This is a genomic window from Enterobacter sp. HK169 (assembly GCF_001719105.1).
Lineage (GTDB): Bacteria > Pseudomonadota > Gammaproteobacteria > Enterobacterales > Enterobacteriaceae > Enterobacter > Enterobacter asburiae_B.
This window is the reverse complement of record NZ_CP017087.1, coordinates 1569316-1592562: the sequence shown is the minus strand read 5'-3', so window position 1 is coordinate 1592562 and position 23247 is coordinate 1569316. Positions and strand designations below refer to the sequence as shown.

At 56.5% G+C, this 23247-nt stretch carries 26 protein-coding genes; 20 read left to right on the top strand and 6 right to left on the bottom strand.

Annotation, left to right across the window (positions count from 1 at the left end):
• Positions 1 to 16: 16 nt before the first annotated feature.
• From EnteroDNA1_RS07550 to hisP, 12 genes are all read left to right on the top strand, one after another.
• Entirely contained in the window at positions 17 to 676 is a 660-nt protein-coding gene (locus tag EnteroDNA1_RS07550) for a DedA family protein (protein ID WP_039263236.1), read from the top strand.
• Positions 677 to 830: 154 nt separating this feature from the next.
• Positions 831 to 1736, top strand: coding sequence for an acetyl-CoA carboxylase, carboxyltransferase subunit beta (gene accD, locus EnteroDNA1_RS07545; protein ID WP_003861408.1), 906 nt, complete (start codon positions 831 to 833; stop codon positions 1734 to 1736).
• Positions 1737 to 1806: 70 nt separating this feature from the next.
• Positions 1807 to 3075, top strand: a complete 1269-nt coding sequence (gene folC, locus EnteroDNA1_RS07540; protein ID WP_069303123.1) for a bifunctional tetrahydrofolate synthase/dihydrofolate synthase — start codon at positions 1807 to 1809, stop codon at positions 3073 to 3075.
• Positions 3065 to 3751, top strand: coding sequence for a cell division protein DedD (dedD, locus tag EnteroDNA1_RS07535; protein WP_069303122.1), 687 nt, complete (start codon positions 3065 to 3067; stop codon positions 3749 to 3751). Before folC ends, dedD begins: the two co-directional genes overlap by 11 nt.
• Before the next feature lie 228 nt (positions 3752 to 3979).
• The gene (gene cvpA / locus EnteroDNA1_RS07530) at positions 3980 to 4468 is read left to right on the top strand and encodes a colicin V production protein (protein ID WP_000262116.1); all 489 of its coding nucleotides are present in this window, start codon (positions 3980 to 3982) and stop codon (positions 4466 to 4468) included.
• Positions 4469 to 4501: 33 nt separating this feature from the next.
• On the top strand, positions 4502 to 6019 hold the full coding sequence (gene purF, locus EnteroDNA1_RS07525) for an amidophosphoribosyltransferase (protein ID WP_024908947.1): 1518 nt from the start codon (positions 4502 to 4504) through the stop codon (positions 6017 to 6019).
• A gap of 89 nt (positions 6020 to 6108) precedes the next feature.
• Entirely contained in the window at positions 6109 to 6678 is a 570-nt protein-coding gene (locus EnteroDNA1_RS07520) for a UbiX family flavin prenyltransferase (protein ID WP_029740194.1), read from the top strand.
• Between the two features lie 291 nt (positions 6679 to 6969).
• Complete coding sequence (gene argT, locus EnteroDNA1_RS07515; protein ID WP_023312560.1) at positions 6970 to 7752, top strand: lysine/arginine/ornithine ABC transporter substrate-binding protein ArgT; 783 nt, start codon at positions 6970 to 6972, stop codon at positions 7750 to 7752.
• 226 nt (positions 7753 to 7978) lie between these two features.
• Complete coding sequence (hisJ, locus tag EnteroDNA1_RS07510) at positions 7979 to 8761, top strand: histidine ABC transporter substrate-binding protein HisJ (RefSeq protein WP_023336423.1); 783 nt, start codon at positions 7979 to 7981, stop codon at positions 8759 to 8761.
• A gap of 88 nt (positions 8762 to 8849) precedes the next feature.
• The gene (locus tag EnteroDNA1_RS07505; protein WP_023336422.1) at positions 8850 to 9536 is read left to right on the top strand and encodes a histidine ABC transporter permease HisQ; all 687 of its coding nucleotides are present in this window, start codon (positions 8850 to 8852) and stop codon (positions 9534 to 9536) included.
• Positions 9533 to 10249, top strand: coding sequence for an ABC transporter permease (locus EnteroDNA1_RS07500; RefSeq protein WP_069303121.1), 717 nt, complete (start codon positions 9533 to 9535; stop codon positions 10247 to 10249). The genes EnteroDNA1_RS07505 and EnteroDNA1_RS07500 overlap by 4 nt, the downstream gene beginning before the upstream one ends.
• 8 nt (positions 10250 to 10257) lie before the next feature.
• Complete coding sequence (hisP, locus tag EnteroDNA1_RS07495; protein ID WP_023312558.1) at positions 10258 to 11031, top strand: histidine ABC transporter ATP-binding protein HisP; 774 nt, start codon at positions 10258 to 10260, stop codon at positions 11029 to 11031.
• 201 nt (positions 11032 to 11232) lie between these two features.
• On the opposite strand, the gene EnteroDNA1_RS07490 is transcribed toward hisP, so the two are convergent.
• From EnteroDNA1_RS07490 to yfcG, 4 genes are all read right to left on the bottom strand, one after another.
• Entirely contained in the window at positions 11233 to 11751 is a 519-nt protein-coding gene (locus EnteroDNA1_RS07490; protein WP_064672893.1) for a GNAT family N-acetyltransferase, read from the bottom strand.
• 44 nt (positions 11752 to 11795) lie between these two features.
• The gene (locus tag EnteroDNA1_RS07485) at positions 11796 to 12689 is read right to left on the bottom strand and encodes a TIGR01777 family oxidoreductase (protein WP_033146089.1); all 894 of its coding nucleotides are present in this window, start codon (positions 12687 to 12689) and stop codon (positions 11796 to 11798) included.
• A gap of 13 nt (positions 12690 to 12702) precedes the next feature.
• On the bottom strand, positions 12703 to 13071 hold the full coding sequence (folX, locus tag EnteroDNA1_RS07480; protein WP_023312555.1) for a dihydroneopterin triphosphate 2'-epimerase: 369 nt from the start codon (positions 13069 to 13071) through the stop codon (positions 12703 to 12705).
• Positions 13072 to 13146: 75 nt separating this feature from the next.
• Positions 13147 to 13776, bottom strand: a complete 630-nt coding sequence (gene yfcG, locus EnteroDNA1_RS07475; protein ID WP_023312554.1) for a GSH-dependent disulfide bond oxidoreductase — start codon at positions 13774 to 13776, stop codon at positions 13147 to 13149.
• A 141-nt stretch (positions 13777 to 13917) separates the two neighbouring features.
• Between yfcG and yfcF the strand changes: the two genes are divergently transcribed.
• Genes yfcF through yfcD form a run of 3 tightly spaced genes read left to right on the top strand, consistent with a single transcriptional unit; the run spans position 13918 to position 15780 of the window.
• Positions 13918 to 14562, top strand: coding sequence for a glutathione transferase (yfcF, locus tag EnteroDNA1_RS07470; RefSeq protein WP_023312553.1), 645 nt, complete (start codon positions 13918 to 13920; stop codon positions 14560 to 14562).
• Positions 14563 to 14618: 56 nt separating this feature from the next.
• Positions 14619 to 15170 carry a phosphodiesterase gene (gene yfcE / locus EnteroDNA1_RS07465; RefSeq protein ID WP_032659187.1) on the top strand — a complete coding sequence of 184 codons (552 nt, stop codon included), beginning with the start codon at positions 14619 to 14621 and terminating at the stop codon, positions 15168 to 15170.
• 55 nt (positions 15171 to 15225) lie between these two features.
• Positions 15226 to 15780 carry an NUDIX hydrolase YfcD gene (gene yfcD, locus EnteroDNA1_RS07460; protein WP_064672891.1) on the top strand — a complete coding sequence of 185 codons (555 nt, stop codon included), beginning with the start codon at positions 15226 to 15228 and terminating at the stop codon, positions 15778 to 15780.
• 3 nt (positions 15781 to 15783) lie between these two features.
• Here the strand turns inward: yfcD and EnteroDNA1_RS07455 are convergent, their stop codons facing one another.
• Positions 15784 to 16803: a LacI family DNA-binding transcriptional regulator gene (locus EnteroDNA1_RS07455; RefSeq protein ID WP_029741925.1), complete on the bottom strand. Its 1020-nt coding sequence runs from the start codon at positions 16801 to 16803 to the stop codon at positions 15784 to 15786.
• A gap of 234 nt (positions 16804 to 17037) precedes the next feature.
• On the opposite strand from EnteroDNA1_RS07455, the gene EnteroDNA1_RS07450 reads away from it, so the two are divergent.
• The 5 genes from EnteroDNA1_RS07450 to EnteroDNA1_RS07430 all read left to right on the top strand — a co-directional run bounded on the left by EnteroDNA1_RS07450 (position 17038) and on the right by EnteroDNA1_RS07430 (position 21020).
• On the top strand, positions 17038 to 17481 hold the full coding sequence (locus EnteroDNA1_RS07450; protein ID WP_047060619.1) for a PTS sugar transporter subunit IIA: 444 nt from the start codon (positions 17038 to 17040) through the stop codon (positions 17479 to 17481).
• Positions 17482 to 17561: 80 nt separating this feature from the next.
• Positions 17562 to 17834, top strand: a complete 273-nt coding sequence (locus EnteroDNA1_RS07445) for a PTS sugar transporter subunit IIB (protein ID WP_063450399.1) — start codon at positions 17562 to 17564, stop codon at positions 17832 to 17834.
• 21 nt (positions 17835 to 17855) lie between these two features.
• On the top strand, positions 17856 to 19247 hold the full coding sequence (locus EnteroDNA1_RS07440; RefSeq protein ID WP_023312548.1) for a PTS ascorbate transporter subunit IIC: 1392 nt from the start codon (positions 17856 to 17858) through the stop codon (positions 19245 to 19247).
• A complete protein-coding gene (locus EnteroDNA1_RS07435; RefSeq protein WP_069303120.1) occupies positions 19244 to 20074 on the top strand; it encodes a transketolase in 831 nt (276 codons plus the stop codon). Before EnteroDNA1_RS07440 ends, EnteroDNA1_RS07435 begins: the two co-directional genes overlap by 4 nt.
• Positions 20067 to 21020, top strand: coding sequence for a transketolase family protein (locus tag EnteroDNA1_RS07430; protein WP_069303119.1), 954 nt, complete (start codon positions 20067 to 20069; stop codon positions 21018 to 21020). Before EnteroDNA1_RS07435 ends, EnteroDNA1_RS07430 begins: the two co-directional genes overlap by 8 nt.
• A gap of 74 nt (positions 21021 to 21094) precedes the next feature.
• Here EnteroDNA1_RS07430 and pta read toward each other — a convergent pair whose 3' ends face one another.
• Positions 21095 to 23236: a phosphate acetyltransferase gene (gene pta / locus EnteroDNA1_RS07425; protein WP_023312545.1), complete on the bottom strand. Its 2142-nt coding sequence runs from the start codon at positions 23234 to 23236 to the stop codon at positions 21095 to 21097.
• Between the last annotated feature and the right edge of the window lie 11 nt (positions 23237 to 23247).

Below are 23247 nucleotides of genomic sequence, written 5' to 3'. Positions count from 1 at the left end.
TTAGGGCTTAGACAATATGGACGTAATACGTTTTCTGATTGATTTCATTCTGCATATTGATGTTCACCTGGCAGAGCTGGTCGCGCAGTATGGCGTCTGGGTTTACGCCATTCTGTTCCTCATTCTGTTTTGTGAAACCGGTCTGGTCGTTACCCCATTCCTGCCAGGGGATTCACTGCTGTTCGTTGCCGGGGCGCTATCGGCGTTACCCACTAACGATCTGAATGTGCATCTTATGGTTGTGCTGATGGTGATTGCCGCCATTGTCGGTGATGCGGTCAACTATACGATTGGACGGGTGTTCGGTGAGCGGCTTTTCAGCAATCCTGATTCGAAAATTTTCCGTCGCAGCTATTTAGACAAAACCCATGCGTTTTATGAACGCCATGGCGGGAAAACCATTATCCTTGCGCGTTTTGTGCCTATTGTGCGCACATTTGCACCGTTTGTGGCGGGAATGGGGCATATGTCCTATCGTCATTTTGCGGCATACAACGTGGTTGGCGCGCTGCTGTGGGTACTGCTGTTTACCTACGCAGGCTATCTGTTTGGCGATCTTCCGGTGGTGCAGGAAAACCTTAAGTTACTGATTGTAGCGATTATTGTGCTTTCCGTACTGCCTGGCGTTATCGAAATCATTCGTCACAAACGTGCGGCGGCAAAACAAGCGAAGTAAATGCACGCTGGCGGTTCGACCACTTTTTTATCCAAAGTTTCGGGCTGTTATGTTTTAATGTGCAACATTCATGGTCTGTTGGAGGCAAAAATGGCATTATTCGCCTCTTATAGCAAAACTGGCATACGACCAGGTTCAGGCAGAAAGGTTATCAATGAGCTGGATTGAACGAATTAAAAGCAACATTACCCCAACGCGCAAAGCGAGCATTCCTGAAGGGGTATGGACGAAGTGTGATAGCTGCGGTCAGGTTCTGTATCGCGCAGAGCTGGAGCGCAACCTTGAGGTGTGTCCGAAGTGTGACCACCATATGCGTATGTCGGCGCGCAACCGCCTGCATAGCCTGCTGGACGAAGGCTCTCTGGTAGAGCTGGGTAGCGAACTTGAGCCAAAAGACGTGCTGAAGTTCCGCGATTCCAAAAAATATAAAGATCGTCTGGCCTCTGCACAGAAAGAGACCGGCGAGAAAGACGCGCTGATCGTCATGAAAGGCACCCTGCATGAGATGCCGGTTGTCGCCGCTGCCTTTGAGTTCTCCTTTATGGGCGGCTCAATGGGCTCCGTGGTCGGTGCGCGCTTCGTGCGTGCCGTTGAGCAGGCGCTGGAAGACAACTGTCCGCTGATCTGCTTCTCTGCCTCCGGCGGCGCGCGTATGCAGGAAGCGCTGATGTCGCTGATGCAGATGGCGAAAACCTCTGCTGCGCTGGCGAAAATGCAGGAGCGCGGTCTTCCGTACATCTCCGTGCTGACCGACCCAACCATGGGCGGCGTCTCCGCGAGCTTCGCGATGCTGGGCGACCTGAACATCGCTGAGCCAAAAGCGCTGATCGGCTTTGCGGGTCCTCGCGTTATCGAGCAGACCGTTCGTGAAAAGCTGCCGCCTGGCTTCCAGCGCAGTGAGTTCCTCATTGAGAAAGGCGCTATCGATATGATCGTCCGCCGTCCGGAAATGCGCCTGAAGCTGGCGAGCATTCTGGCGAAGCTGATGAATCTGCCAGCGCCGAACCCGGATGAGCCGCGCGAAGGCGTGGTGGTACCGGATCAGGAACCCGAGGCCTGATAACTGAAAAGGGCAGGGCCGGTTGGCGCTGCCCTTTTGCTTTCTAATCTGTTAATGACAACCGGGCATTATGGAAAATAAAAGCATTCCCCAAGCCACGTCGCCCCTGGCCGCGTGGCTTTCTTATCTGGAAAACCTGCACAGTAAAACCATCGATATGGGGCTTGAGCGCGTAAGCCAGGTCGCCGCGCGTCTTGATGTGCTCAAACCGGCACCTTTTGTGTTCACCGTCGCGGGCACCAACGGTAAAGGCACAACCTGCCGCACGCTGGAATCTGTCCTGATGGCTGCGGGTTACAGGGTAGGCGTTTACAGCTCTCCACACCTGGTCCGCTACACCGAGCGGGTTCGCGTGCAGAACAGCGAGCTGCCGGAATCGGCGCATACGGCGTCGTTCGCGGAAATTGAAGCCGCACGCGGTGAGATCTCATTAACCTATTTTGAATACGGCACCCTGTCGGCGCTGTGGCTGTTCAAACAGGCGCAGCTGGATGTCGTGATCCTTGAGGTTGGCCTCGGCGGACGTCTTGATGCGACCAATATGGTGGATGCGGACGTGGCGGTGGTCACCAGCATCGCGCTGGACCATATCGACTGGCTGGGACCGGATCGTGAAAGCATTGGCCGCGAGAAGGCCGGTATTTTCCGGGCGAGTAAACCCGCCGTGGTCGGCGAGCCGGACATGCCGCACACCATTGCTGACGTGGCAAACGAGAAGGGCGCGCGTCTGCTGCGCCGCGGCGTTGACTGGCAGTATGAGGTTCAGGATAACGGCTGGCGCTTCAGCGATGCCCATGGAGCGCTGGACAACCTGCCGCTGCCGCAGGTGCCGCAGCCGAACGCGGCCACCGCGCTGGCGGCACTGCGCGCCAGCGGATTAGCGGTCAGCGAGCAGGCAATTCGCGACGGCATTCAGAGCGCAATTCTGCCCGGGCGCTTCCAGATTGTCAGCGAGTCACCGCGCCTGATTCTGGACGTGGCGCATAACCCGCATGCGGCGGCGTATCTCGCGGGACGTCTCAAATCGTTACCAAAAACCGGGCGCGTGCTGGCGGTTATCGGTATGCTTCATGATAAAGATATCGGCGGGACGCTGGCCTGCATGGAGACTGTGGTCGATAGCTGGTATTGTGCTCCTCTGGAGGGGCCGCGCGGCGCGACGGCTGAGCAGTTGATGGAACATCTCGGCAAAGGCGCAATCTATAGTAGCGTGGCGCAGGCCTGGCATGCCGCGATGGCGGATGCTAAACCAGAAGATACCGTGCTGGTGTGTGGTTCATTCCACACGGTGGCACATGTCATGGAAGTGATGGACGCGGGGAGAACCGGTGGCGAGTAAGTTTCAGAACCGTTTAACAGGAACCATTGTGCTGGTCGCGCTCGGGGTGATTATTCTCCCGGGTCTGCTCGACGGGCAGAAAAAGCATTATCAGGACGAGTTTGCCGCTATTCCGCTGGTGCCGAAACCGGGTGACCGTGATGAGCCGGATATGCTGCCAGCGGCGACGCAGGCGCTGCCTGCTCAGCCGCCGGAAGGCGCGGCGGAAGAGGTGCGCGCAGGCGATGCCGCCGCCCCGTCGCTCGATCCGTCTCGTCTGGCGGCAGCGAGCAGCAGCGATATCGATCCGGTGCCGGTTGAGCAGCCTAAACCCGTTGAAAAAACGAAGCCGGTTGAGAAGCCGCAGCCGAAACCGCAGCGGGATAAAGCCGCAGAGCAGCTGGCTGCCGCATCAGAAACCCCACCGCCGGCAAAACAAGACGCGGCACCGACCGGAAAAGCGTATGTTGTGCAGCTCGGCGCGCTGAAAAACGCCGACAAAGTTAACGAGGTCGTGAGCAAACTGCGCAGTGCGGGATATCGTGTTTACACTTCACCTTCCACGCCGGTGCAGGGTAAAATTACCCGCATCCTCGTGGGGCCAGAAGCGTCCAAAGATAAGCTTAAGGGTTCGCTGGGCGAGCTGAAGCAGATCTCCGGCCTGAGCGGTGTGGTGATGGGCTACAGCGCGAACTGATAAGATCTTACCCAACCTCGGAGTGGTTTGCTCCCTCTCCCTTGAGGGAGAGGGCCGGGGTGAGGGGGAGCAGACGTCCACAGAGACGTCAAATGGACCGTGGCGTTGAACATTTTTTCAGCGCCTTTTTTATTTACGCGCGGGAAGGAAATCCCTACGCAAACGTTTTCTTTTTCTGTTAGAATTCGCCCCGAACTGGATGACAGGGCGTTAAATCGTGGGACACATATGGTCTGGATTGATTACGCCATCATTGCGGTGATTGGTTTTTCCTGTCTGGTTAGCCTGATCCGTGGCTTTGTTCGTGAAGCGTTATCGCTGGTAACCTGGGGTTGTGCTTTCTTTGTTGCCAGTCATTACTACACTTACCTGTCTGTCTGGTTCACGGGCTTTGAAGATGAACTGGTCCGAAACGGAATTGCCATCGCGGTGCTGTTTATCGCAACGCTGATTGTCGGCGCTATCGTGAATTACGTGATAGGTCAGCTGGTCGAGAAAACCGGTCTGTCAGGAACGGACAGGGTGCTCGGGATCTGTTTCGGGGCGTTACGAGGCGTGCTGATTGTGGCCGCGATCCTGTTCTTCCTGGATACCTTCACCGGGTTCTCCAAAAGCGAAGACTGGCAGAAATCGCAGCTCATTCCAGAGTTCAGCTTCATCATCAGATGGTTCTTTGACTATCTGCAAAGCTCGTCGAGTTTTTTGCCCAGGGCATAAACCCTGAGATGTGGCTTAACGAGGAAAAGACGAATGTGCGGTATTGTCGGTATCGCCGGTTTCATGCCGGTAAACCAGTCGATTTATGACGCGTTAACGGTGCTTCAGCACCGTGGGCAGGATGCTGCGGGTATCATCACCATTGATGCAAACAACTGCTTCCGTTTACGCAAGGCGAATGGCCTGGTAAACGATGTGTTTGAAGCCCGCCATATGCAGCGTCTGCAAGGTAATATGGGGATCGGTCACGTTCGTTATCCTACTGCTGGCAGTTCCAGCGCCTCCGAGGCACAGCCTTTCTACGTCAACTCACCGTATGGCATCACCCTTGCTCATAACGGCAACCTGACCAACGCGCATGAGCTGCGTAAAAAGCTGTTCGAAGAGAAACGTCGCCACATTAACACCACCTCTGATTCTGAAATCCTGCTCAATGTGTTCGCCAGCGAGCTGGATAACTTCCGTCACTACCCGCTGGAAGCAGACAACATCTTTGCTGCCATTGCCGCGACAAACCGCCAGATCCGCGGCGCGTACGCCTGCGTGGCGATGATCATTGGTCACGGCATGGTTGCCTTCCGCGATCCAAACGGCATTCGTCCCCTGGTGCTCGGCAAGCGCGACCTTGGCGATGGCCGTACCGAATATATGGTTGCCTCTGAGAGCGTGGCGCTGGATACCCTGGGCTTTGAGTTCCTGCGTGACGTTGCGCCGGGCGAAGCGGTCTATATCACCGAGAAGGGCCAGCTGTTTACCCGCCAGTGTGCCGATAACCCAGTCAGCAACCCGTGCCTGTTTGAATACGTTTACTTTGCCCGCCCGGATTCCTTCATCGACAAGATTTCCGTCTACAGCGCGCGCGTCAACATGGGCACCAAGCTGGGCGAGAAGATTGCCCGCGAGTGGGACGATCTCGACATCGACGTGGTTATTCCTATCCCGGAAACCTCCTGCGATATCGCGCTGGAGATCGCCCGCATCCTGGACAAGCCATACCGTCAGGGCTTCGTGAAGAACCGCTACGTTGGCCGCACCTTTATCATGCCGGGCCAGCACCTGCGCCGTAAGTCCGTGCGCCGCAAGCTGAACGCCAACCGCGCGGAATTCCGCGACAAGAACGTTCTGCTGGTGGATGACTCCATCGTTCGCGGCACCACCTCTGAGCAGATTATCGAGATGGCGCGCGAAGCGGGTGCGAAGAAAGTTTACCTGGCCTCTGCAGCGCCGGAGATTCGCTTCCCGAACGTGTACGGCATCGATATGCCAACCGCCAACGAGCTGATCGCTCACGGCCGTGAAGTGGATGAAATTCGCCAGATCATCGGTGCCGACGGCCTGATTTTCCAGGATCTAAACGATCTCATCGACGCGGTGCGCGCCGAGAACCCGGAAATTCAGCAGTTTGAATGCTCCGTGTTCAACGGTATTTACGTGACCAAAGACGTTGACCAGCAGTACCTCGACTATCTTGATTCTCTGCGCAACGACGATGCGAAAGCCGTGCAGATGCAGAACGATCTTGAAAGCTTAGAGATGCACAACGAAGGTTGATGGTCCGGCAGGTGAGGGCGAACGCCCTCACTTGCAACTCCCCGCAAAATCCTGCACAGTCTGCCCTGAAATCAGTAAGGGCGAAAATCATGAAACGACTCATTGTTGGGCTTAGCGGCGCCAGCGGCGCTATTTACGGCGTACGTCTGTTACAGGTTCTGCGTAACGTGGCGGAAGTCGAGACCCATCTGGTGATGAGCCAGGCGGCGCGGCAAACCCTCTCTCTGGAAACCGATCTCTCCCTGCGCGATGTTCAGGCACTGGCGGACGTGGTTCACGATGCCCGTGATATCGCCGCCAGCATCTCCTCAGGCTCGTTTAAAACGGCCGGCATGGTTATCCTGCCCTGTTCAATTAAAACGCTCTCCGGCATTGTGAACAGCTATACCGACACCCTGGTGACGCGCGCGGCGGATGTGGTGCTGAAGGAGCGTCGTCCTCTGGTGCTCTGCGTGCGGGAAACGCCGCTGCATCTCGGCCATCTGCGTTTAATGACCCAGGCCGCCGAGCTTGGGGCCATCATCATGCCGCCGGTTCCGGCGTTTTATCATCGCCCGACCTCGCTGGACGACGTGATTAATCAGACCGTTAACCGCGTGCTGGATCAGTTTGACATCGACCTGCCTGAAGATCTCTTCACCCGCTGGCAAGGGGCCTGATTCTGTGCACAAACAGAGTGCATGAAAAGAGACGTTGCCCTGTTTCAGGGCAATTATGCAACGGCGATCATATCCTCGACATTTAATTCGTTTTTTCCCTTTTTCTCTTTCCGGTTCGTTCGGCAGACCTGCTATCTTTCACCATTAAGGCAATATCGCAACGTTTTATTAACATATTTAACGTCGAAGTTTTGACCAGACGGCAATGTGGCATAAGACCTGCAAGATGAAGCCTGCAACACAACACACAACACAATACATAATAAAATCACGGTACTTGAGGGTAAATGTATGAAGAAGACGGTTCTGGCTCTGTCTTTGCTCGTGGGGTTAAGTGCGGCAGCAGGTAGCTACGCAGCGCTTCCACAGACGGTTCGTATCGGTACAGACGCAACCTATGCGCCATTCTCTTCCAAGGATGCGAAAGGCGATTTCGTGGGGTTTGATATCGATCTGGGAAATGAAATGTGCAAACGCATTGCGGTGAAATGCACATGGGTGGGCAGCGACTTTGACGCGTTAATCCCGTCGCTGAAAGCCAAGAAAATCGACGCCATTATCTCTTCTCTTTCCATCACCGAAAAACGCCAGCAGGAGATTGCCTTCTCTGACAAGCTCTACGCCGCGGATTCCCGCCTGATTGCGCCAAAAGGCTCCCCGATTAAGCCCACCATCGACTCGCTGAAAGGCAAGCATGTTGGCGTGCTTCAGGGTTCGACGCAGGAAGGTTATGCCAATGCGACCTGGCGTGAGAAGGGCGTAGACGTGGTGGCTTACCAGAACCAGGATCTGATTTACTCTGACCTGGCCGCAGGCCGTCTGGATGCGGCATTCCAGGATGAAGTCGCCGCGAGCGAAGGCTTCCTGAAACAGCCTGCGGGTAAAGACTATGCGTTTGCGGGCCCGTCGGTCAAAGACAAAAAATACTTTGGTGACGGCACCGGTATTGGCCTGCGTAAGGATGATACCGAGCTGAAAGCCGCCTTCGACAAAGCCTTTGCAGAGCTGCGTAAAGACGGTACTTACGACAAACTGGCGAAGAAATACTTCGACTTCAACGTATACGGTGAATAATGCCTGACGCTAACGCACCGCAAAGGTGCGTTGCGGGAGCGGTTGACCCAATGCGGTGCATTTGTTGCACCGTATTGGATCGCTTTGTGCATACTTACGCATTTATAATGCAAAAGTTCCCGCCTGAAGGGCATTAGTCTTTGCCTGACAGAGGGGATTAATGGCACATTAGCACCACCCCGTCGTCGTAAAAATCCCGTATGAAGACAGTTTGTTGAGGACAAATATGAAAAAACTCGTGTTGTCACTATCTCTGGTGCTGGCCTTTTCCAGCGCCACCGCGGCATTCGCAGCCATTCCGCAGAAAATTCGGATTGGTACCGATCCAACCTATGCGCCGTTCGAATCGAAGAATTCAAAGGGTGAACTGGTCGGTTTTGACATCGATCTGGCCAATGAGCTGTGCAAACGCATCAAAGCACAGTGTACCTACGTTGAGAACCCGCTGGATGCGCTGATCCCGTCCCTGAAAGCGAAAAAAATCGACGTGATTATGTCCTCGCTCTCCATCACCGAAAAACGCCAGCAGGAGATTGCCTTCACCGACAAACTCTACGCGGCCGATTCTCGTCTGGTGGTGGCTAAAGCTTCTGACATTCAGCCAACGCTGGAGTCCCTGAAAGGCAAACGCGTCGGCGTGCTGCAGGGCACCACGCAGGAAACCTACGGCAACGAACACTGGGCGCCGAAGGGGATTGAAATCGTCTCCTATCAGGGCCAGGAAAATATCTACGCTGACCTGACGGCAGGCCGAATTGATGCGGCATTCCAGGATGAAGTCGCGGCAAGCGAAGGCTTCCTGAAAACGCCGGTGGGTAAAGATTACAAGTTTGGCGGCCCGTCCATTAAGGACGTGAAGTTGTTTGGTGTGGGCACCGGCATGGGCCTGCGCAAAGAAGACAATGAGCTGCGTGAGGCGCTGAACAAAGCGTTTGCTGAAATGCGCGCTGACGGCACCTACGACAAGCTGGCGAAAAAGTACTTTGATTTTAATGTTTACGGCGGCTAATCGCCCCGTCAAATAACGTGCGGCCCCTCCCTCGCTGGGAGGGGAAAAGACACGGTTCCACCACTCACGATACGACAGGGCTCGCGGTATGCTGTACGGATTTTCTGGCGTTATTTTACAGGGCGCGCTTGTCACCCTTGAGCTGGCTATCAGCTCCGTGGTGCTGGCGGTGCTGATAGGTCTGGCGGGCGCAGGGGCGAAGCTTTCGGCTAACAAACCGCTGGCGCTTATTTTTGAAGGCTACACCACGCTTATTCGCGGCGTTCCCGATCTGGTGCTGATGCTGCTGATCTTTTACGGTCTGCAGATTGCGTTGAACAGCGTGACGGACGCGATGGGCATGGGACAAATTGATATCGACCCGATGGTGGCCGGTATTATTACCCTCGGTTTTATCTACGGTGCCTACTTCACCGAAACCTTCCGCGGTGCTTACATGGCTGTGCCGAAAGGCCACATTGAGGCGGCAACCGCATTTGGTTTTACCTCTTCACAAACGTTTCGTCGGATTATGTTCCCGGCCATGATGCGCTATGCGCTGCCGGGTATCGGCAACAACTGGCAGGTTATCCTCAAAGCGACAGCGCTGGTCTCGCTGCTCGGTCTGGAAGACGTCGTGAAAGCGACTCAGCTGGCGGGCAAGAGCACCTGGGAGCCGTTCTACTTTGCGGTGGTCTGCGGCGTGATTTATCTGGTCTTTACGACCGCCTCCAATGGTGTGCTGCTTCTGCTCGAGCGTCGCTACTCCGTGGGTGTGAAGAGGGCTGACCTGTGATTGAGATTATTCAGGAATACTGGAAATCGCTGCTGTGGACGGATGGCTACCGCTTTACCGGCGTGGCGATTACGCTCTGGCTGCTGATCTCCTCCGTGGTGATGGGCGGCATTCTGGCGGTGTTTCTTGCCATTGGCCGCGTGTCGAACAATAAATTTATCCAGTTCCCGATCTGGCTGTTTACCTACGTGTTTCGCGGTACGCCGCTGTACGTGCAGCTGCTGGTGTTCTATTCGGGGATGTATACGCTTGAGATCGTAAAAGGCACTGAGATGCTGAATGCGTTCTTCCGCAGCGGTCTGAACTGTACGGTGCTGGCGTTGACGCTCAACACCTGCGCCTACACCACCGAGATTTTCGCCGGGGCAATTCGCTCTGTCCCTTACGGTGAGATTGAAGCGGCGCGCGCGTACGGCTTTTCCTCAGTGAAACTTTATCGCTGCATTATTCTGCCGTCGGCACTGCGTATCGCGTTACCGGCGTACAGTAACGAAGTGATTTTGATGCTGCACTCCACCGCGCTCGCCTTTACCGCGACGGTGCCGGATCTGCTCAAAATCGCGCGCGATATTAACTCCGCGACCTATCAGCCGTTTACCGCGTTTGGCATTGCGGCGGTGCTCTATTTAATTATCTCTTATGTTCTGATTAGCCTGTTCCGTAGGGCTGAAAAACGCTGGTTGCAGCATATAAAACCTTCTTCGACGCACTGAGAAAGATGATGGCTGAGAACAAATTAAACGTTATTGATTTGCACAAACGCTACGGCGAACATGAAGTGCTGAAAGGGGTGTCGCTGCAGGCGAATGCGGGCGACGTGATCAGTATTATCGGCTCATCCGGCTCGGGTAAAAGTACCTTCCTGCGCTGCATTAACTTCCTCGAAAAACCGAGCGAAGGCTCGATTGTGGTGAGCGGGCAGAATATTAACCTGGTCCGTGATAAAGACGGCCAGCTGAAGGTCGCGGATAAGCACCAGCTGCGCCTGCTGCGTACGCGCCTGACGATGGTGTTCCAGCACTTCAACCTCTGGAGCCACATGACGGTGCTGGAGAACGTGATGGAAGCACCGATTCAGGTGCTGGGCCTGAGCAAGCAGGAAGCCCGCGAGCGCGCGGTGAAATACCTGGCGAAAGTGGGTATCGACGAGCGCCAGCAGATGAAATACCCGGTGCATCTCTCCGGCGGTCAGCAGCAGCGCGTCTCCATCGCGCGCGCGCTGGCGATGGAACCGGAGGTGCTGCTGTTCGACGAACCGACCTCCGCGCTGGACCCGGAACTCGTTGGCGAAGTGCTGCGCATCATGCAGAAGCTGGCCGAAGAGGGCAAAACGATGGTGGTGGTGACGCACGAGATGGGCTTCGCCCGTAACGTCTCGAACCACGTTATCTTCCTGCATCAGGGGAAAATTGAAGAGCAGGGCCACCCGGACGAGGTGCTGGCGAACCCGCAAAGCCCGCGCCTGCAGCAGTTCCTGAAAGGGTCGTTGAAGTAGGTTTTGCCTTTCCCCCTCTCCCTGTGGGAGAGGGGCGGGGTGAGGGCATCAGACCGCAGTGCAGCCCAATCGCCCGGTGGCGCTTCGCTTACCGGGCCTACGGACTGGGTGTTCTCCCTCTCCCTGTGGGAGAGGGTTGGGGTGAGGGCATCAGCCCGCAGTGCAGCCAATCGCCCGGTGGCGCTTCGCTTACCGGGCCTACTAATTCCGATGCCGGCCGGCATACTCCAGCCGATACACCCAGTCGTCATAGCGCACGCCGTCAATTTCATACGCCTTTTCCAGCACCTGCGTACGCACAAACCCTGCTTTCTCCAGCACGCGCACCGAACCGCCGTTGTCCGCCAGCACATATGCGTTAATCGCTTTCACGCTGGTCTGGTTAAACGCGTAATCACACACCGCGCGCAGCGCCTCGCTGGCAATCCCTTTTCCCTGCGCGGCAGGCACAACCGTGTAGCCGATATCGGCCTCTTCACGATTCTCAGGGCTGATTTGCAGGCCGATATCGCCAAGCGGCGTATCATCATCCCGCAAGCGAATAACAAACACATGGGCAGCAGTGAGCCGAGCGGCAAACGTGCGTCGGGTCTCTTTTTCCGGCGCGATGGCGGCCATGTAGCGCATGATGCTGCGATCTTCACGCAGCGAACGGAAGAAGGCCCAGTCAGTGGGTTCGAAAGGAGTGAGGTGAAGCCGGGGAGTGGTGATCGTTGCCATTGTTACGCCATATCTTCGGAACATGGCCTGTCACTGTAACATATTCACCGCACCACATCCCCCAGCGCCTCTTCTAATTCATACCAGCGGAACGCAAACCCGGCCGCTTCCAGCCGTTTTGGCAGCGCCCGCTGCCCGCCTAATACCAGCACAGACGCTTCACCCATCATCAGGCGAATGACCGTGGCAGGCACGCGCAATATCGCCGGGCGGTGCAGGGCATGCCCCAGCGCGTGGGCAAACTGTTCGTTACGCACCGGATACGGCGCAACCATGTTAAACGGCCCGCGCAGATCGTTATCCAGCAGCCAGAGAATACCGTTGACCATATCGTCGATATGGATCCACGCAAGGTACTGACGACCATTGCCGATGGGGCCGCCGAGCCCGAGCCGGAAAGGGGGTAGCATCTTCGCCAGAATGCCGCCTTTCGGCGCAAGCACGACGCCGGTCCGCAGCAGGCAGACGCGGGTACGATCGCTCTGCGCCGCACAGGCGATACGCTCCCACTGGGCGCAGAGCTTATGGGTAAACTCGTTATGCGGCGGCTCTTCCTCGGTCACCACCACCTCGCCGAGATCGCCGTAATAGCCCACGGCTGAACCCGAAATCAGCACCGAAGGCGGCGTGTGGCTATTGCGGATCAGCTCGACCAGCTTTTCGGTAATGTTCCACCGGCTGCTGCATAACAGCTGTTTTTGCTCTTCCGTCCAGCGCTTATCGGCGATGGGTTCACCCGCGAGATTAATGACGGCGTCGAAGCCGTCCAGATTTTGCTGCTCGGCCAGATTTTTCCAGATATCGATACCCGCCCCGAGCACCTGGCGCGCTTTCTCCGGGCTGCGCGTGACCACGGTGATGTCGTGATGCAAGGCCTGCAGACGCGCAATGAGGTGACGACCAATAAGGCCCGTGCCGCCGGTCAGCAAAATCTTCATACAACCTCCAGGGTTACGCCTGGCGTCGCCAGCTTAGCGTCATGGAGACGGAATCGGCGTAGCGCAGGGCGTGAAGTTTATCGATCTCAACTTCAGCATAAGTGACCCAGTGATGTTCGCGTGCGATATCGAGCACATCCTGAGTTAATTTTTCCAGCAGAGAGAAGCGGTTATTCTCCACGTACTGAATGATGTTTTTGGTTATTGTGCGGTAGTTCAGCGCGTCGTTGATGTCTTCGCTGGCCCGCGCTTTGTCTGCGGGATAGTGAATTACCACGTTAATGACAATATCCTGACGGTTGGCGATCTCTTCCTCTTTGATACCGATGAAGGTACGCAAGCGTAAATTTTTTATACGAATAATAGCGTCTGGCTGTGACATTGCAGGTCTTCTCCGTGTCAGTATTTCACGCTCATCATACATGAGAGGCTCGCGGGCACCCAGCCTCATAGCGGGTTAAATCTGCTGGATTTTTTGCATCGCCCGCTCGGTGGCCGGGCGGGTCCGAATGCGCTCAAACCAGTTATTCACCGCCGGGTAAGCGGCCAGGTCAATTCGGTGTTTTTCATGCGTATTCACCCAAGGCCAGCAGGCGATATCGGCAATACTGTAATGATCGCCCCCGAGCCACGGCGTTTTCTTCAGCCGACGGTTCAGTACGTCATACAGCCGTTGAGTCTCAACCTGATAGCGTTCGATCGCGTAGGGAATGGGCTGCGGGGCGTAAGCGGTAAAATGATGATTTTGCCCCAGCATGGGCCCCAGCCCGCTCGCCTGCCAGAAGAGCCATTGCAGGGTATGGTGACGCTCGCGCAGTTCGCCGCTCAGCAGTTTGCCGGTTTTCTCCGCCAGGTAGAGCAAAATTTCACCGGATTCAAACAGGCTCAGCGGCCTGCCCCCGTCCGCCGGCTGGTTATCAATAATGGCCGGGATTTTATTATTCGGCGAGATAGCCAGAAAGAGAGGGCTGAACTGTTCGCCTTTGCTGATATCCACGCGAATGATCCTGTAATCCAGCTCGGCTTCTTCAAGAAAGAGGGTGATCTTATGGCCGTTTGGGGTAGGGGCGTAATAAAGGTCGATCATTCTCAACTCCTGTCCATGCGAATAGTGGTGCCATGACAAATGAGTATAGGTGGTTGTTGTAAATCGTGAGTTTTCATCAAGTGACAGCGAGGCAAAGAGATTATATGTTGAGTAAAAACCCGATCAGCCGATGAGGATGTTATGAACCAGCCCGTAATCACGTTGTGGTCCGATGCGAATTTCTTTTCTCCCTATGTTATGAGCGTATACGTTGCGCTGGCCGAAAAAGGACTCACTTTTACGCTGAAGACCGTTGATCTCGACGGCGGTGAGCATCTCAAGCCACAGTGGCAGGGTTACGACCTGACCCGACGCGTGCCGGTGCTGGAGATCGACGGTTTTGCCCTGAGCGAATCGTCGGCGATTGATGAATATCTGGAAGATCGGTTCGCGCCGCCTGAGTGGGAGCGCATTTATCCTCACGACCTGCAAAAACGCGCGCGGGCGCGGCAGATCCAGGCGTGGCTGCGTAGCGATCTGGTGCCAATTCGCGTGGAACGCTCAACGGACGTCGTGTTTGCCGGGGTCAAAAAGCCAGCGCTCAGCGCAGAAGGCCGTGAAAGCGCGCAAAAACTGATTGAAACCGCCACCTCGCTCCTCGCACACGGCAACCCGAACCTGTTCGGCGAGTGGTGCATCGCCGACGCCGATCTGGCGTTGATGCTAAACCGCCTGATCCTCAACGGCGATGAGGTGCCGCAGCTGCTGGTGGATTATGCCGCGTTTCAGTGGCAACGCGCCTCCGTGCAGCGCTATGTGGCACTATCTGCCAGGCGCGCGGGCTGATAAGCCCTGACGCTTCAGGTATGATGGGGGCAGTCTGTTTTCCCGAGGAGTGACTGATGAAACTGATGTTTGCGTCGGATATCCATGGATCGCTGCCCGCTACCGAGCGTGTTCTTTCCCTGTTTGCACAAAGCGGCGCGCAGTGGCTGATTATTCTGGGGGATGTCCTCAACCACGGCCCGCGCAACGCGCTGCCGGAGGGCTACGCCCCGGCGCAGGTCGCGGAAAAGCTCAACCCGTACGCCTCGCGCATCATTGCCGTTCGCGGCAACTGCGACAGCGAGGTGGACCAGATGCTGCTGCATTTTCCCCTTACCGCGCCATGGCAACAGGTGCTGCTGGAACAAAGCCGCCTGTTCCTGACGCACGGGCATCTTTTTAGCCCGGATAATCTCCCGGCGCTCGCGGCTGGCGATGTCCTGGTTTACGGTCATACTCATATTCCGGTTGCTGAAAAACGCGGTGAGATTTATCACTTCAATCCGGGTTCGGTCAGCATACCGAAAGGCGGTTATCCTGCGAGCTATGGCATGCTGGATGGAAATACCCTGAGCGTTATCGCACTTAATGATCAGCAAGTTATTGCGCAGGTAGCGATTAATCCGTAAGTTACACCTCAACTGCAAACGCGCCGAAAGAGCGCTTAGAAGAGAAGGTTTCCCGATGGTGGAGCAGAGTCATTTGGCAAGTACAGAGTGGGTTGACATTGTCAGCGAAGAGAATGAAGTGATCGCGCAGGCCAGCCGCGAACAAATGCGTGCGGAGCGTCTGCGCCACCGCGCAACATACATCGTTGTGCACGACGGTATGGGCAAAATTCTGGTCCAGCGCCGCACGGACACCAAAGATTTTCTCCCGGGTATGCTGGATGCCACCGCTGGCGGTGTTGTTCAGGCAGATGAAGTGCTGCTGGATTCCGCACGTCGCGAAGCAGAAGAAGAGTTAGGCATCGCCGGTGTGCCGTTTGCCGAGCACGGTCAGTTCTATTTCGAAGACGAAAACTGCCGCGTCTGGGGCGGGCTGTTTAGCTGCGTCTCCCACGGCCCGTTCGCACTGCAGGAAGAAGAGGTGAGTGAAGTCAGCTGGATGACGCCGGAAGAGGTCACCGCGCGCTGCGACGAGTTCACGCCGGATTCGTTAAAAGCGCTGGCGCTGTGGATGACCCGCAACGCCAAAAACGAATCGACCAAATCAGAGAAAGAGGAAGAAGCTGAGTAAGCGTCAGCAACTCTCTCTCAGACACAGACTGGACGCGATGGGCTTTTGATCGCGCCAGTCCCCGTCATTCAGACGCTCCAGTAGCGCTTTCCCGGCTTCAATTCCAATCTTACGATGCGGCACCGCCATCGTCGTCAGCGGCGGCTGACAGACGCGGCTCACGTCGCTATCGCCAAAGCCTACCACCGCCAGATCGTCCGGCACCTTGATTCGCCTGCGCTGGCACTCGTACAGCGCGCCGCAGGCCAGCTCGTCAGAGACGCATACCAGCGCATCCAGCTCCGGCCACGCCAGCAGGAATTCTGGCAGCTGTGCCGCGCCGGTCGAGAAGCTCGGCGGCATCGCCGCGTTAATAACCCGGTTCGGCGACATATGGTGGCGAAGCATGGCTTTGTACCAGCCCTGCAAATGCTGCTGGAAAATCCACTGCTCCTGGTTGGCGCACAGCAGGCCAATATTTTGATAGCCGCGCTTAATCACCATTTCCGTGAGTTCATACATGGCCGCTACGTTATCAATCCCGATATTCATATCAATCGGGTCGGCGCGCATGGCCCCCATCTCCATCACCGGAATGGAGGCGTTTTTCAGCCAGTGGCGAACGGTGTCGGTATGTTCAACGCTGAGCAGGATTGCGGCGGCAATATTCGATGCCAGCAGCGTCTCCAGCAATTTCTCCTCCTGCTCCAGGCGATGCTGGGATTCAGCCAGCATGATCTGATACCCGGCAGGCTGTAGCACCTGCTGTAGTCCGGCGAACATCTCCGAGCATCCGGCTTCGGAGAGGTTAGGCACCACCATGGCTATCGTCCATGACGACGCCGAGGCCAGCGCGCTGGCGGCAAGATTAGGCATATAACCCAGCTCCTGCACGGCAGCTTCAATTTTTTCACGTAGTTTATCGGAAACCTGTTCGGGCGTGCGGAGTGCACGGGACACGGTCATCGTGCCCACACCGGCAAGCTGTGCGACATCGGCGAGTGTCACTTTACCGGTACTGCGCCGTTTTCGGGTTAGAGACATACACCTTCCTGCTGACCAGACGCGTTCTTCATTTCCTTCGCTTCACGTGACAGGCAGTATACGCCTTAAATCCCTTTTTTTGCTGTGATTTAGCACCGTGATCGCAATTTGATAGCGCTATCACATTTCTGCATGTTAACGGTTGGTAGCGCTATCTTTGTGATCGCGATCGCAGTCATCCAGCGATGTGTTGAATAAAGTTTGCTCATCTTTAGCGTGTAGTGGGAGTGAAAAGTGCTCAAAAAATGGATATATGATACAACCATCACGCTGCAGGACAGCGTGGAAAACTGGCCGCAGGCGCTGGAGCTGTGCGCGAAGCCGCTTCTGGATTTGCAGGTGATTGAGCCTGAATACGTCACGGCCATCATCCAGCAGCACCACACGTTAGGACCCTATTATGTGCTGGCACCAGGGCTGGCGATGCCGCACGCGCGGCCGGAGGAAGGCGCCAAAGGACTGGGGTTGTCTTTATTAAAACTAAAACAGGGCGTCTCGTTTGGTGCCGGTGAGTTTGACCCTGTCGATGTGATTATTATGCTCGCGGCACCGGATAAACATAGCCATATCGAAATGATATCCGCACTCGCAGAATTATTTTCCAGCGACGAGGATATGGAGAAACTGCATCAGGCGAATACCCTGGAGGAAATTAAAACGATTATTGACCGCTTCTGATTTAATTTTTTAATCCGATTATTCACAACATTACGCGACAGCGTGATGGGGCGTGCTCTACTCAAAATAAGGGGACAACAATGAAAATCATGGCTATTTGCGGCTCCGGCCTGGGCAGCAGTTTTATGGTCGAAATGAATATTAAAAAGGTGCTTAAAAAGCTGGAGGTTGAGGCTGAGGTTGAACATTCCGATCTCTCCTCGGCCACGCCGGGCGCGGCCGATCTGTTCGTGATGGCAAAAGACATTGCGGCCAGCGCCAGCGTGCCGGAAAGCCAGCTGGTGGTGATTAACAACATCATCGACATCAACGAACTTGAAGCGCAGCTGCGCGCCTGGTTCGAAAGACAATAACCCTGATAAGGCGAGGTGGATATGTTTATCCTTGAAACGCTGAATTTCGTTGTTGATATTTTAAAAGTCCCTTCGGTGCTGGTCGGTTTAATTGCGCTAATTGGTCTGGTTGCGCAGAAAAAAGCGTTTTCGGACGTGGTGAAAGGGACGATTAAAACCATTCTCGGCTTTATTGTGCTGGGCGGCGGCGCCACGGTGCTGGTGGGGTCATTAAATCCTTTGGGCGGTATGTTTGAGCACGCCTTTACGATTCAGGGCATTATTCCAAACAATGAAGCGATTGTGTCAATTGCGCTGGAAAAATACGGTGCAGCGACCGCGCTTATTATGGCCTTCGGCATGGTGGCGAATATTATCGTCGCGCGCTTTACCCGCCTGAAGTACATCTTCCTGACCGGGCACCACACGTTTTATATGGCGTGCATGATTGGCGTGATCCTGACGGTAGCGGGCTTTGAGGGCGTGGGGCTGGTCTTTACCGGCTCGCTGATCCTCGGCCTGATCATGGCCTTCTTCCCGGCGATTGCCCAGCGCTACATGAAGCGCATTACCGGCAACGATGAGATTGCATTCGGCCACTTTGGCACGCTGGGCTACGTGCTGTCCGGCTGGATTGGCAGCAAGGTCGGCAAAGGCTCTCGCTCAACCGAAGAGATGAACCTGCCGAAGAACCTGAGCTTCCTGCGCGACAGCTCGATCTCCATCTCTCTGACCATGATGATTATCTACCTGATCATGGCGGTGAGCGCCGGACGTGAGTATGTCGAGGCCACCTTCAGCGGCGGTCAGAACTATCTGGTCTACGCCATCATCATGGCGATCACCTTCGCGGCGGGCGTGTTCATCATCCTGCAGGGCGTGCGCCTGATTCTGGCGGAAATCGTTCCGGCCTTTACCGGCTTCTCGGAGAAACTGGTGCCGAACGCGCGTCCTGCGCTGGACTGCCCGGTGGTGTATCCCTATGCGCCGAACGCGGTGCTGATTGGCTTCCTGTTCAGCTTCCTCGGCGGGATTGTAGGGTTGTTCATCTGCGGTCAGTTTAGCTGGGTGCTGATCCTCCCGGGCGTCGTGCCGCACTTCTTCACCGGCGCAACGGCGGGCGTGTTCGGTAACGCCACCGGCGGACGCCGCGGGGCAATGATTGGCGCCTTTGCTAACGGCCTGCTGATCACCTTCCTGCCGGTCCTGCTGCTGCCGGTGCTGGGCGCTATTGGCTTTGCCAACACCACCTTCTCGGATGCCGACTTCGGCGCGGTCGGAATTGTCCTCGGCAACCTGGCGCGCTTCCTGTCGCCGCTTGCCATCACCGGACTGGTTGTGGCGTTGTTCGCGCTGCTGGTGGCGTACAACGTCTTCGCGAAAAACAAACCTGCGGGCGGTAACGCGCAGGAAAACACCGGAGCCAAATCATGAATGAGAAAGAGATAACCGAACTCGCGAGTCAGATCCGTCTTGAGACGCTGAAATCCCTGACGCAGCTGGGCTTTGGACACTATGGCGGCAGTATGTCGGTGGTTGAAACCCTGGCCGTGCTGTACGGTGCGGTGATGAAAATCGACCCGGCGGATCCGGACTGGCCGGAGCGAGACTATTTTGTCCTGTCGAAAGGCCATGCGGGCCCGGCGCTCTACAGCACGCTGGCGATCAAGGGCTACTTCCCGGTGGAAGAGCTGAGCACCCTGAACCAGAACGGCACGCGCCTGCCAAGCCACCCGGACCGTCTGAAAACGCGCGGCGTGGACGCCACCACCGGTTCGCTGGGGCAGGGGATCTCCATCGCTGGCGGTATGGCGCTCTCACACAGGCTGGCGGGGCGCCCGAATCGGGTCTTCTGCATTGTCGGTGACGGCGAGCTGAACGAGGGGCAGTGCTGGGAAGCCTTCCAGTTTATCGCTCATCATCGCCTTAACAACCTGACGGTGTTCGTGGACTGGAACAAACAGCAGCTCGACGGCGAGCTGGACGAAATCATCAGCGCGTTTGACCTGGAGGGGAAATTCCGCGCCTTTGGCTTTGACGTGGCGACGGTGAAGGGTGACGACATCCCGGGACTGCTGGCGGTGACGTCGCGGGTCCCGGCTGCCGACGCGCGTCCGATAGTCGTCATCCTCGACAGCATCAAAGGGCAGGGGGTGCCGTACCTGGAACAGCTCAGCAACTCGCACCACCTGCGGTTGACCGCGGAGAGCAAAGCGGCCCTCAACGAGACGATTCGCCAACTGGAGGCTTCACATGATTAAGGTTGCACCGGCAGGAGAGAAAGACGCCGTTGAGATGCGTAAGGTCTACGCGGGCTTTGTGGCAAAGCAGATTGAGGCGGGAAGCGAGATTATCGCCCTGGAAGCGGATCTGATGAGCTCGATGGCGATGGACGGCGTGGCGCGTGATTATCCGCAGCACGTGATTAACTGCGGCATTATGGAGGCCAACGTCATCAGCACCGCGGCGGGGCTGTCGCTTACCGGGCGTATACCGTTCGTTCATACCTTCACCGCGTTTGCCAGCCGTCGCTGCTTCGACCAGCTGTTTATGTCCCTGGACTATCAGCGCAACAACGTGAAGGTGATTGCCTCGGATGCGGGCGTGACGGCCTGCCACAACGGCGGAACGCATATGTCGTTTGAGGATATGGGCATCGTACGCGGTCTGGCGCATTCGGTGGTGCTGGAGGTGACCGACGCGGTGATGTTTGAGGACGTGCTGCGCCAGCTTATCGACCTCGAAGGCTTCTACTGGGTACGCACCATCCGTAAGCAGGCGCCGAGCGTGTATGCGCCGGGGTCAACCTTCACCATTGGTAAAGGCAACGTGCTGCGCGAAGGAACCGATATAACCCTGATTGCCAACGGCATCATGGTGGCGGAAGCGCTGGAAGCGGCGCGCCAGCTTGAGCAGGAGGGGGTCAGCGCGGCGGTCATCGACATGTTTACCCTGAAGCCCATCGACCGGATGCTGGTGAAAAACTACGCCGAGAAAACCGGTCGCATCGTCACCTGTGAAAACCACAGTATTCACAACGGCCTGGGATCGGCGGTGGCGGAGGTGCTGGTGGAAACCTGCCCGGTACCGATGCGGCGGGTGGGCGTCAAGGAGCGTTACGGCCAGGTGGGGACACAGGATTTCCTGCAGAAGGAGTATGGCCTGACGGCACATGACATTGTATCGGCGGCGCGAGAGCTGCTGTAAATAAAAAAGGCGACCCGTTAAGTGGTCGCCTTTTTGTTGCCCGGTAAGCGCTGGCGCCACCGGGCTTTTTAACATTACTGCTGCTGCGAAGACTGGATCGCGGTCAGCGCGATGGTGTAGACGATATCGTCAACCAGCGCGCCACGAGACAGGTCGTTCACAGGTTTGCGCATGCCCTGCAGCATTGGCCCGATGGAGATCAGGTCTGCTGAACGCTGCACCGCTTTATAGGTGGTGTTACCGGTGTTCAGATCCGGGAAGATGAACACGGTAGCGCGACCTGCAACCGGCGAGTTCGGCGCTTTGGATTTCGCAACGTCGGCCATCACGGCGGCGTCGTACTGCAGCGGGCCGTCGATCATCAGGTCAGGACGTTTTTCCTGCGCCAGACGGGTCGCTTCACGTACTTTCTCTACGTCGCTACCAGCACCAGAGGTACCGGTGGAGTAGGAGAGCATTGCTACGCGCGGTTCGATACCGAAGGCAATCGCGGAGTCCGCGGACTGGATAGCGATTTCTGCCAGCTGTTCTGCGGTTGGATCCGGGTTGATCGCGCAGTCGCCGTAAACGTAAACCTGTTCAGGCAGCAGCATGAAGAACACGGAAGAAACCAGAGAGCTGCCTGGCGCGGTTTTGATCAGCTGCAGCGGTGGACGGATGGTGTTCGCCGTGGTGTGAACCGCACCGGAAACCAGACCGTCAACTTCGTCCTGCTCAAGCATCAGCGTGCCCAGCACCACGTTGTCTTCCAGCTGTTCGCGCGCAACGGCTTCGGTCATGCCCTTGCTCTTACGCAGCTCAACCAGACGAGCAACGTAGCTCTCGCGAACCACTTCAGGGTCAACGATTTCGATGCCAGCGCCCAGCTCAACGCCCTGAGACGCCGCAACGCGGGTGATCTCATCCGGGTTACCCAGCAGCACACAGGTCGCGATGCCGCGCTCTGCACAGATAGCAGCCGCTTTAACGGTACGTGGTTCGTCGCCTTCTGGCAGAACAACGCGTTTGCCCGCTTTACGCGCCAGCTCGGTCAGCTGATAACGGAATGCTGGAGGAGACAGGCGGCGGCTGCGCTCGGAGGTTGCAGTCAGGGATTCGATCCAGTCTGCGTTGATGTAGCCCGCAACGTATTCCTGAACTTTCTCGATACGCTCGTGGTCATCAACCGGCACTTCCAGGTTGAAGCTCTGCAGGCTCAGGGAGGTCTGCCAGGTGTTGGTATTCACCATGAAGACCGGCAGGCCGGTCGCAAACGCGCGTTCGCACAGCTTGCTGACGCGTGGGTCCATCTCGTAGGCACCGGTCAGCAGGATCGCACCGATTTCCACGCCGTTCATCGCGGCCAGGCAGGCGGCAACCAGTACGTCAGGACGGTCTGCGGAGGTTACCAGCAGGGAACCTGCGCGGAAGTGTTCCAGCATGTGCGGAATGCTGCGCGCACAGAAGGTCACGGACTTCACGCGGCGGGTGTTGATGTCGCCTTCGTTAACGATGGTAGCGTTCAGGTGACGCGCCATATCGATTGCACGGGTTGCAATCAGATCGAAGCTCCATGGCACCGCGCCCAGTACTGGCAGAGGGCTGGATTCCTGCAGCTTAGCCGGGTCAACTTTGATGACTTTCGCTTTGGAAGAGTCGTCGAAAATCTCGGACAGGTCAGGGCGAGTACGTCCCTGCTCATCCACCGGTGCGTTCAGCTTGTTCACGATCACGCCGGTGATGTTGGTATTTTTCGCGCCGCCGAAGCTGCTGCGCGTCAGTTCGATACGCTCGTTCAGCTGCTCTGGGGTGTCGGTGCCCTGAGACATCACGAAAACGATCTCTGCGTTCAGGGTTTTCGCGATTTCAAAGTTAAGAGACTGGGCAAACTGGTGTTTGCGCGTCGGGACCAGGCCTTCAACCAGCACCACTTCCGCGTCTTGCGCGTTAGCATGGTAGTTAGCGATGATCTCTTCCATCAGCACGTCTTTCTGGTTGCTGGACAGCAGAGACTCAACGTGGCTCATCTTCAGCGGTTCAGCCGCTGGCAGATTGGAGTTCTTGCGAACGATAGTGGTGGTCTGGTCTGGCGCATCGCCACCGGCACGTGGCTGGGCGATTGGCTTAAAGACGCTCAGACGAACGCCTTTGCGTTCCATAGCACGGATAACGCCAAGGCTGACGCTGGTCAGGCCGACGCTGGTTCCGGTAGGGATCAGCATAATAGTACGGGACACGGTTTATCCTC